The 9,696-nt window shown below is 61.1% G+C and carries 8 protein-coding genes; 2 read left to right on the top strand and 6 right to left on the bottom strand.

Features of this window, described 5'->3' with window-relative positions; genetic code table 11:
- Window positions 1-66 precede the first annotated feature (66 nt).
- The 5 genes from mgtA to relB all read right to left on the bottom strand — a co-directional run bounded on the left by mgtA (window position 67) and on the right by relB (window position 5,269).
- Window positions 67-2,781 (bottom strand): magnesium-translocating P-type ATPase, encoded by a 2,715-nt coding sequence (mgtA, locus tag AC1DRN_RS26280; RefSeq protein ID WP_223462395.1) that lies wholly within the window; start codon window positions 2,779-2,781, stop codon window positions 67-69.
- 580 nt (window positions 2,782-3,361) lie between these two features.
- The gene (locus tag AC1DRN_RS26275) at window positions 3,362-3,889 is read right to left on the bottom strand and encodes a PaaI family thioesterase (protein ID WP_223462396.1); all 528 of its coding nucleotides are present in this window, start codon (window positions 3,887-3,889) and stop codon (window positions 3,362-3,364) included.
- Window positions 3,890-3,955: 66 nt separating this feature from the next.
- Complete coding sequence (locus tag AC1DRN_RS26270) at window positions 3,956-4,492, bottom strand: glyoxalase superfamily protein (RefSeq protein WP_223462397.1); 537 nt, start codon at window positions 4,490-4,492, stop codon at window positions 3,956-3,958.
- Window positions 4,493-4,818: 326 nt separating this feature from the next.
- Window positions 4,819-5,088: a type II toxin-antitoxin system RelE/ParE family toxin gene (locus AC1DRN_RS26265; protein ID WP_116581481.1), complete on the bottom strand. Its 270-nt coding sequence runs from the start codon at window positions 5,086-5,088 to the stop codon at window positions 4,819-4,821.
- A complete protein-coding gene (relB, locus tag AC1DRN_RS26260) occupies window positions 5,078-5,269 on the bottom strand; it encodes a type II toxin-antitoxin system RelB family antitoxin (protein ID WP_223462398.1) in 192 nt (63 codons plus the stop codon). The genes AC1DRN_RS26265 and relB overlap by 11 nt, the downstream gene beginning before the upstream one ends.
- 569 nt (window positions 5,270-5,838) lie before the next feature.
- Here relB and AC1DRN_RS26255 point away from each other — a divergent pair.
- The gene (locus tag AC1DRN_RS26255) at window positions 5,839-6,198 is read left to right on the top strand and encodes a DUF6124 family protein (protein WP_223462399.1); all 360 of its coding nucleotides are present in this window, start codon (window positions 5,839-5,841) and stop codon (window positions 6,196-6,198) included.
- Window positions 6,199-6,341: 143 nt separating this feature from the next.
- On the opposite strand, the gene AC1DRN_RS26250 is transcribed toward AC1DRN_RS26255, so the two are convergent.
- Window positions 6,342-7,514 (bottom strand): MFS transporter, encoded by a 1,173-nt coding sequence (locus AC1DRN_RS26250; protein WP_223462400.1) that lies wholly within the window; start codon window positions 7,512-7,514, stop codon window positions 6,342-6,344.
- A 255-nt stretch (window positions 7,515-7,769) separates the two neighbouring features.
- Between AC1DRN_RS26250 and AC1DRN_RS26245 the strand changes: the two genes are divergently transcribed.
- Window positions 7,770-9,593 (top strand): glycoside hydrolase family 15 protein, encoded by a 1,824-nt coding sequence (locus AC1DRN_RS26245; RefSeq protein ID WP_223462401.1) that lies wholly within the window; start codon window positions 7,770-7,772, stop codon window positions 9,591-9,593.
- Window positions 9,594-9,696: the final 103 nt, after the last annotated feature.

The following is a 9,696-nucleotide window of genomic DNA, read 5'->3' as shown; positions in this document are numbered from 1 at the left end:
CAGTTGACATGGATATCGCCTGACACTCAGTCATCGCGAGCAGGCTCGCTCCTACATCTGGCAGCATTACTGCCAGCCAAACCGCCGAATGTAGAACCCCTTCACCGCCTGGGTCAGCGCCATGTACGCCAGCAGGATCACCGGCAGGAACACGAAGTACAGCGACGGCAATGCCTGCAATTTGAAGTAATGCGCCAGCGGTCCCATCGGCAGGAAAATCCCCACGGCCATGATCAGTCCGGTCATCACCAGCAACGGCATGGCCGCGCGGCTTTGCAGGAACGGGATCTTCGGCGTGCGGATCATGTGCACGATCAGTGTCTGGGTCAGCAGCCCGACCACGAACCAGCCGGACTGGAACAGGGTTTGGTGGTCCGGGGTGTTGGCGTCGAACACGTACCACATCAAGGCGAACGTGGTGATGTCGAAGATCGAACTGATCGGCCCGAAAAACAGCATGAAGCGCCCGACATCCGCCGGCTGCCAGCGCTGCGGTTGCTTGAGCATTTCGTCATCGACGTTATCGAACGGAATGGCGATCTGCGAAATGTCATAGAGCAGGTTCTGCACCAGCAGGTGCATCGGCAGCATCGGCAGGAACGGGATGAACGCACTGGCCACCAGCACCGAGAACACGTTGCCGAAGTTCGAACTGGCGGTCATCTTGATGTACTTGAGCATGTTGGCAAAGGTCCGGCGCCCTTCCAGCACGCCCTCCTCCAGCACCATCAGGCTCTTTTCCAGCAGGATGATGTCGGCCGCTTCCTTGGCGATGTCCACGGCGCTGTCCACGGAAATGCCGATGTCGGCGGTGCGCAGGGCCGGGGCGTCGTTGATGCCGTCGCCCATGAAACCGACCACATGGCCGTTGCCCTTGAGCAGACGGACGATGCGCTCCTTGTGCGATGGCGTCAGCCTGGCGAAGACGTTGGTAGTCTCCACGGCTTTCGCCAGTTCGGCATCGCTCATGCGTTCGATGTCGTGGCCCATCAGCAGGCCTTGCTGCTCCAGGCCGACTTCGCGGCAGATCTTCGCCGTTACCAGTTCGTTGTCGCCGGTCAGCACTTTCACCGCCACACCGTGGGCCGCCAACGCCTTGAGGGCGGGCGCGGTGCTTTCCTTCGGTGGATCGAGGAACGCCACGTAGCCGATCAGCGTCAGTGCCTGTTCATCGGCCAGGCTGTAGGTGTCGCGCCCTTCGGTCATTGGCCGTGCCGCTACCGCAACCACACGCAAGCCTTCGCCGTTGAACGTGGCCGTGACCTGACGAATTCGCGCCAGCAACTCTTCGGTCAGAACTTCATCGACTTCGCCGTGACGTACCCGCGAGCAGACCGCCAGCACTTCTTCCACCGCGCCCTTGCAGATCAGCAGGTGCGGTTGATCGCGCTCGGCGACCACCACCGACATGCGCCGGCGAGTGAAGTCGAACGGGATCTCGTCGACCTTGCGAAACGCCGTGCCGACTTTCAGCTCACGGTGGACCTCGACGTGCTCGAGCACCGCCACATCCAGCAGGTTTTTCAGGCCGGTCTGGTAGTAACTGTTGAGGTAGGCCATTTCCAGCACGTCATCGGAGTCGTTGCCCCAGACGTCGACGTTGCGCGCCAGGAAGATCTTGTCCTGGGTCAGGGTGCCGGTCTTGTCGGTGCACAGCACGTCCATGGCGCCGAAGTTCTGAATGGCGTCGAGGCGTTTGACGATGACTTTTTTGCGCGACAGGAACACCGCGCCCTTGGCCAGGGTCGAGGTGACGATCATCGGCAGCATTTCCGGAGTCAGGCCCACGGCGATCGACAGCGCGAACAGCAACGCTTCGGTCCAGTCGCCCTTGGTGAAACCGTTGATGAACAACACCAGTGGCGCCATCACGAACATGAAGCGGATCAGCAGCCAGCTGACTTTGTTGACCCCGGTCTGGAACGAAGTCGGCGCCCGGTCGGTTGCACCCACGCGCTGGGCCAGGGCGCCGAAATAGGTGCTGTTGCCGGTGGTGAGAATCACCGCCAAGGCCGTGCCGGACACCACGTTGGTGCCCATGAACAGGATGTTGTCCAGGTCCAGTGGATTGCGCGTGTCGCGGTCCTGCTGACGGGGAAACTTTTCCACCGGCATCGATTCACCGGTCATGGCCGCCTGGCTGACGAACAGGTCCTTGGCGCTGAGCACCCGGCAATCGGCGGGAATCATGTCACCGGCCGACAGCACGATCAGGTCGCCCGGCACCAGTTGCCTGATCGGCAGTTCGATGCGCTGCTCGCTGCGGTCCTCAAGGTCCCGGCGCATCACAGTGGCAGTGTTGCTGACCATGGCCTTGAGGGCATCGGCGGCCTGGTTGGATTTGGTTTCCTGCCAGAATCGCAGCAAGGTCGAGAGCACCACCATGGAGAAAATCACGATGGCGGCTTTCATGTCTTCGGTCAGCCAGGAGATGACCGCCAGCAACGTCAGCAACAGGTTGAACGGATTCTTGTAGCAGTGCCACAGGTGCGTCCACCAGGGCAGCGGTTGTTCGTGCTCGACTTCGTTGAGGCCGAATTGCTCGCGCAGGGCCTCGGCTTCGAGTTCGCTCAAGCCGTCGGCGTGACTGCCCAGGGTGTTGAGCAATTGACCGGAGTCGCTGCCGGCAGCGGCCACCAGGGTTTGCGCCAGGGTGGGAGGGACTTCACGGCTGACCGTGGTGTCGGTGAAGGTTTCCAGCAACGCCAGGCGACGGAAGTGCCGGGCGATGTGGCGGTTACGCAGGAAACCTGCGAAGAATTCCTTGAGGGTAAGTTTCATGGCTGGTGCCCCTTTGGTCAGCCGGGAAACCGTCGAGCAGGCAGGTCCACGCCGCTGCCGCCGGAACAACCGGCAAAGCAAGGCCTGGCGCGCCGGTCACGAATGACAGGCGTGTCGATAGAGCGGCGGCCACGACAAAAAGTCGAAACCACACACTGTTCAGCGTCGATGAGAAGAGGACGTCGGGACACGGCCAGGACTGGCCATGATCAGGATGCCGCTGCTCGCTTTTCGGCGAGACAACGGCACAGGAGACTGCGCGTTATCTTGCCGAGAAAATGCCGGTTACCGAGACCGGCCGACAACTGTCACTCGAACAAGTACCCACTGTGGGTCTCCGTAATGGATGAAAACGCGCGAAGCTTACGCCCCGATGTTTGGCGAGTAAACCCGATACAAAGTCTTGCCGGGGTGAATCATGGGGTTCTTCAGGAAGGGTTCAGGAATCAATATTTGCGGTGTTCTTTCTGGCCCCATCGCGAGCAGGCTCGCTCCCACATGGGTTCTGTGAACACCGGTCCATTGTGGGAGCGAGCCTGCTCGCGATGGCGGTCTTGTGGTCGCCGCTGGACTCAACTGGCTACAGCGACCCGGTTCCGTTTTCTGCTTTCAACGTATGGCTGTGCGCGGCGGCCCTGAGTTGCCCGGTATCGACGCGGACAAAAACGGAATCCCCGACAGCGGTCAGGACATCCCCGGCGAAGACCTCGCAAATGACCCGACATTTGCGCCCGACATCGCCCTCGACTTTGGCACGCAGTGTCAGGGGTACGCCCATCGGGGTGGGCTTGATGAACTTGATGCCCAGGTTACCGGTGACGCAGGTGATGTGGGGCGAGCTGCCCACTTCGCGCTGCTCTGCCCGGTAGTGATAAGCCATCGCGGCCCAGTTGGAATGACAATCCACCAGCATCGCGATCAAACCGCCGTAAACCAGATCCGGCCAGCCGCAATACTTGTCATCCGGCAAATGCTGCGCCATGACATGCACCCCGTCTTCATGCCAGAAGCTCTTGATGTGCAGCCCGTGCGAGTTCTGGCTGCCGCAGCCATAACAAACGCCTTCGGGCGCGGCGATGTCTTGAAGCGAAGTGTCCTGCGTGGTCATGCCGTGTCCGTCCTTAATACTGGGTGGTTCAAAGCGGACCGGGTCGCCCTGGTCCGCACCGCCTGATCAATACTGGCAGAAGCGAATCCGGTTGCCGAACGGGTCGTGGACTTGCAGCTCCTTGCCCCAGCCCTGCTGAACAATATCCGGACGTCCGTAGCCGTAGCGCTTGCCCTGCAATTCGTCCCTGAGCAGTTCGATGTTTTGCATGGGCACGAACACCGTCGAGCCCGGGCTGGCATCGCCGTGGTGCTCGGAAAGATGCAGTTGCAGCCCGTCGCGACTGATGCCCAGGTACAGCGGCAAATCCGCCTCGAAACGATGCTCGAACTCGACGCTAAAGCCTAGGAAATCCAGATAGAACTCCCGCGCCTTGGCTTCGTCGAAACTGCGCAAAATGGGGATGGGTTTATCGAAGGTAATGCTCGGCGCTGGCGGGGTGTTGGCCTGGGCAAGCATCGCCGACGCGGTGTTCCAGTCCTTGTAGCCCAGTTGCTGCGCGACCAGTTCCAGCGCGGTGGAATGGGTCACCGCTTGATTGCGTTCCTCCAGCGAGGCGCGCAACTGTTTGGCCATTTGCTTGGCTTGCTCGATTGAAAACATGGCTGCTCCTGTAGCCGAGATGCCTTGGTGCTCGCATTGCCAAACCTCGACCGTCAAGAGAGGCGACAGGGTTCGTATGAGGAGGAGATGCTTTCACCTTTCCCAGCGGGAGCGAGCGGCGGGCAGCATCGGGCCGAAACCGATAATACATAGCCGATACGGGATGCGGAAGATGGGCCCCGCTGCCGCCCGCGCCCGAGGCCTGTGGTTTATGCCTTCAGCCGTGAACATTGCTGAAACACAAATGCGCCCACGCTCACTGCACAGGCGAGCCACTCGCAAGCCACCTGCCGATGGGTGAACGGACCGAACACGTCCCCCATGGATCAGGGATATTCCTGCCGAGCATGCAACACGCTCAATATCTCGATTCGATCCATCACTCGGTAGACCACCAGGTAGTTGGGATGCACGACAATCTCCCGAGTGCCGGGTACTCGACCGAATCGATAAAGGTAGGGATGTTCGGGAAGGGCCGATGTAGCAGCCTCAATGGCTTGAAATAGCTCGCTGGCCGCTACGAAGTTTCGGTCGCCAATGTAGTTCAGGATTTGCCAGAGTTCGGCCCGAGCTTCGGGCCGCCACTCAACCAGCATCGTGCTTGTTGCGCTTTGACTCGATGAGGGCACGCATATCAGCCATCACCTGATCATGCGGGACATTCGGGCGCGGGTCGTCAATCGAAGCTTGCACCTTGGCGCGGAACCAACGGTCATAGCTGGCGGCCTGCTCTTTGGTCTCAAACTCTGAAACGATGGGGGAAAGTTCGGCGCTCATAATGGCCTCCGGGGTCTACGGGTAGCAGTCTAATCGGTATCGGGGGCGCTGTCGTCGATCGCAAGATGAAGTGTCATTTGCCAAACCGACCAATGCGTAACGTCAGATCGTAAGGGCTGTTCTTCCGACGGCCAACCGCAAACTTTCGTAGGATTTTTCCTGCCGATTCCGAGGATTCCAACGCTCTCTGACAAGGCAAAACAGCAAGTTAACAATCACTCGATAGCGCCTGTTTAAGCGGCCTACAGGTTACTTCGTGAAAGCCACAACGCCTTGCGCCGTTGCCTACAGGTACGCCAGAATCCGCCGGCTTGTGCGCCTTGGGGGGTGTCGGTAACTTGGTTCGGGTCACTGATTGTCAGTGATCGGGTTTAGTAGCCCGTGGTTACTCAAGGCGCATAGCCCATCAAACAGTCAGGTATCCCATCCCTGCACTTTATGGTGGCTGTGTGCAGGGCGCCCTCGGGCGCGCCGGCTCCTTGGGTCCCCGGTCTACTAACCTGCGCACAGCTACCACCCTTCTTATTAGTAGAGAAGCGGTGGTAGCTCATACTTACAGGACCCAAATCATGTTCAAAGTTACTCCAAATCCGCCGGACTCCGACCCGGCATCCCCGTACGAAAGCCCCGATTCAAAACAATTCCACGAAGCCGCCGAGCGCGCCCTCGATCACGACTTCAACCCGGGCCCCAACATCATGGCCACTCCGCGCACACCCAGCTCCATGTTCATCGTCAACCCCGAACTCAGTACCGAAACCCTGCTGGTGCATGCGTGCGAATCGCTGGCTTCGGCCAATGTCATGGCCAACGATCTGGTGGATCATCTGCAGGGGACAAGTCGCCATGCGCTGTTGGGGATTGCGCAGGTGATCATGCTCGGGGAACTGGCGGTGAATCGGGCGCTGGATCGGCTTGATCCGTCTTAGTTATCTGAGTCAGTGCAAGACAACCTGTGGGAGCGAGCTTGCTCGCGATGACGGTGTGTCAGGCACTGATGATTTAGACTGATACTCCGCTATCGCGAGCAAGCTCGCTCCCACAGGGGGGGCTGTTTTCCAGCAATGGATCTTCATTTCAGATGGCGATAGCTCGGGATCGCGGAACCGAGCACCACCGCCCCCGCCGCAATCGCCAGCCAGAACCCGCTGCGTGCGCCGAAGGCATCCACCAGCCAGCCGGAGCCGGCGGCGCCGATCGCCACGCCGATGCTCAGGCCGGTGACCAGCCAGGTCAGGCCTTCGGTGAGTTTGGCCGGCGGCACGATCTGCTCCACCAGGGCCATGGCGACAATCAGCGTGGGGGCAAAAAACAGGCCGGCGACAAACACCGCCAGGGACAAGCCGAAAATGTTCACCGCCAGCAGCAACGGCAAGGTGGTCACCGCCGTCGCTACCCCGCCGTACAGGAACAGGCGTGCCAGCGGCACTTTCGAGCGTAGTGCGCCGAACGCCAACCCGGCCAGGCATGAGCCGATGGCGTACACCGACAGCACGATGCTCGCCGCCGCTGGTTGGCCCTGCTGCTGGGCGAAGGCGACGCTGACCACGTCCACCACGCCGACGATGGTGCCCATGGCCACCATCAACAGCATCAGCAACTGAATGTCGCGAGAGCGGATGATCGAGCCCTGGTGATGTTCTTCATGGGGATGCACTGGCGGCTCCGTGCTGCGCTGCAACACGAACGCGGTGACGCCGATGGCCAGTGCCAGCAAGGCCGCCAGCGGCCCGGCCTCGGGGAATGCCACCACGCACAACCCCACCGACAGTGGTGGCCCGACGATGAAGCAGACTTCGTCCAGCACCGACTCCAGGGCGTAGGCGGTCTGCAACTCGGGGCGGCCGCGATACACCTCGGTCCAGCGCGCCCGCACCATCGCCGACATGCTCGGCATGCAACCGGCCAGCGCGGCGAAGACAAACAGCGTCCAGTGCGGCGCCTGCAACCGCGTGCACAGCAACAGCAGCAACAGTGCCCCACCGCCTAGCAACGCCGCCACCGGCAGAATCCGCCCCTGGCCATAGCGATCCACCAGCCGCGAGACCTGCGGCGCGCAAAACGCCGTGGCCAGGGCGAAGGTCGCCGCCACCGCGCCGGCCATTGCGTAGCCACCCTGCAACTGTGAAAGCATGGTGATCAGGCCGATGCCGGTCATGGAAATCGGCATGCGCGCGATCATCCCGGCCAGCACGAATGCGCCGCTGCCGGGGGCTTTGAATAGTTCGCGGTAGGGGTTTGCCATGGGACGGGTCTCATCAGGGGACTGCACGTTGCCATAACGGCTGATTGTGGGGGAAGCGTGGAATTGTTGGTCGAATGTGAAGGCCCCTTCGCGGGCAAGCCCACTCCTACATTGGACGGTGTACACCCATCAACTGTAGGAGYGGGCTTGCCCGCGAAGAGGCCCTCACAGACAACTCACACCCCCCGCCAAATGAACTCTCGCTGCCCCGACCAGTCAGCTGAATAGGCCCCTGGTTCCCGGAGTTTCGCGACAATGGCTGATCACCCCGAACGCCAAAGCCCCATCGACGCCCACGGCATCATCGGCGACATGCGTAGCGCGGCGCTGGTCAATGACAAGGGCAGCGTGGACTTTTTCTGCTGGCCGGAATTCGACAGTCCGTCGATCTTCTGCTCGCTGCTGGACACCCCCGAGGCGGGAATTTTCCAGTTGTCGCCGGACTTGCCCGATGCCCGCCGCGAACAGATTTACCTCCCTGACACCAATGTGCTGCTGAGCCGCTGGCTCAGTGATCGGGCCGTGGTCGAAGTCACCGATCTGCTGCCCGTCGGCGACACCGAAGATGACCTGCCGCTGCTGATGCGGCGGATCCGCGTGGTCAGCGGCAGCGCCACTTTCCACATGCGTTGTGCTGTGCGCCATGACTACGCCCGTGCCACGACCCACGCACGCGTGGACAAGCGGGACGTGCTCTTCGAGGCCGCCAGTCAACCGGCGTTGCGGCTATCTTCGGATCAGGCCTTACGCATCGACGCCAATGTGGCAGTCGCCGAATTCACCCTCGAACAAGACCAGACAGGCCAGTTCCTGCTCGGCGCCGTCAACGATCCGCGCTTCAAGGAAGGCGCTGCCGAACTGTGCCTGCAACGCACCCTCAAGTTCTGGCGTGACTGGATCGGCCAGTCCAACTACCGCGGCCGATGGCGCGAAATGGTCAACCGCTCGGCTCTGGCAATGAAGCTGCTGACCTCACGCAAACACGGCGCGATTCTCGCCGCCGCGACGTTCGGCCTGCCGGAAAGCCCTGGTGGCGCACGTAACTGGGACTATCGCTTCACCTGGATCCGCGACGCCTCGTTCACTGTCTATGCATTCATGCGCCTGGGCTTCGTCGAAGAAGCCAACGCCTACATGCGCTGGTTGCGCGGGCGGGTCAGTGACTGTCAGGGCAAGCCGATGAAGCTCAACATTCTCTACGCCATCGACGGTCGTCAGGAGTTGCCGGAGGTCGAGCTGCCGCACCTGTCCGGCCATGCTGGCGCACAACCGGTGCGCATCGGCAATCAGGCCTGTGAACAGGTCCAGCTCGATATCTTTGGCGAGCTGATGGACGCGATTTACCTGGTCAACAAATACGGCGAAGCCATTTCCCATGAAGGCTGGAAACACACGATGGAAGTGGTGGATCAGGTCTGTGCAACCTGGGAGCAAAAGGACGTCGGAATCTGGGAAATGCGCGGCGGGCAATACCATTTCCTGCATTCACGGCTGATGTGCTGGGTCGCCCTGGACCGCGCCATCCGCCTCGCCTCGAAACGTTCGCTGCCGGCACCGTTCGCACGTTGGGACCAAACCCGTCAGGCGATCTACGCCGACATCTGGGAGAACTTCTGGAATGAAGAGCGCGGGCATTTCGTCCAGCACATCGGCGGCACCGGCCTGGATGGCTCGATGCTGCTGATGCCGCTGGTGCGTTTCGTCAGCGCCCGCGACCCGCGCTGGCTGGCGACCCTGCAAGCCATCGAAAAGAGCCTGGTACGCGACGGCATGATCTACCGCTACCGCAACGACGACAGTCAGATCGACGGCCTGCCCGGCAGCGAAGGCGCCTTCGCCGCCTGCTCGTTCTGGTACGTCGAATGCCTGGCCCGCGCCGGCCAATTGAACAAGGCCCATCTGGAGTTCGAACAGTTGCTCAGGTACGCCAACCCGCTGGGGCTGTATGCCGAAGAGTTCGACAGCCATGGGCGGCATATGGGCAACACACCGCAGGCATTGACGCATCTGGCGTTGATCAGTGCGGCGTGTTTTCTGGACCGGAGGTTGAGTGGGGAGAAAACCGTCTGGCAGCCATGAGTACAAGCTTCCAACACCACAGGTTTCGCAAACCTGGCCCTACACTTTTTAAACATCGGCCATCAGCAAACACCCCGAAATTACCCTGTTGCCAGCCGCTACA

This window comes from Pseudomonas sp. P5_B3 (assembly GCF_056400405.1).
The sequence above is the reverse complement of the archived record's forward strand: the minus strand, read 5'-3'. Positions and strand labels throughout refer to the sequence as shown.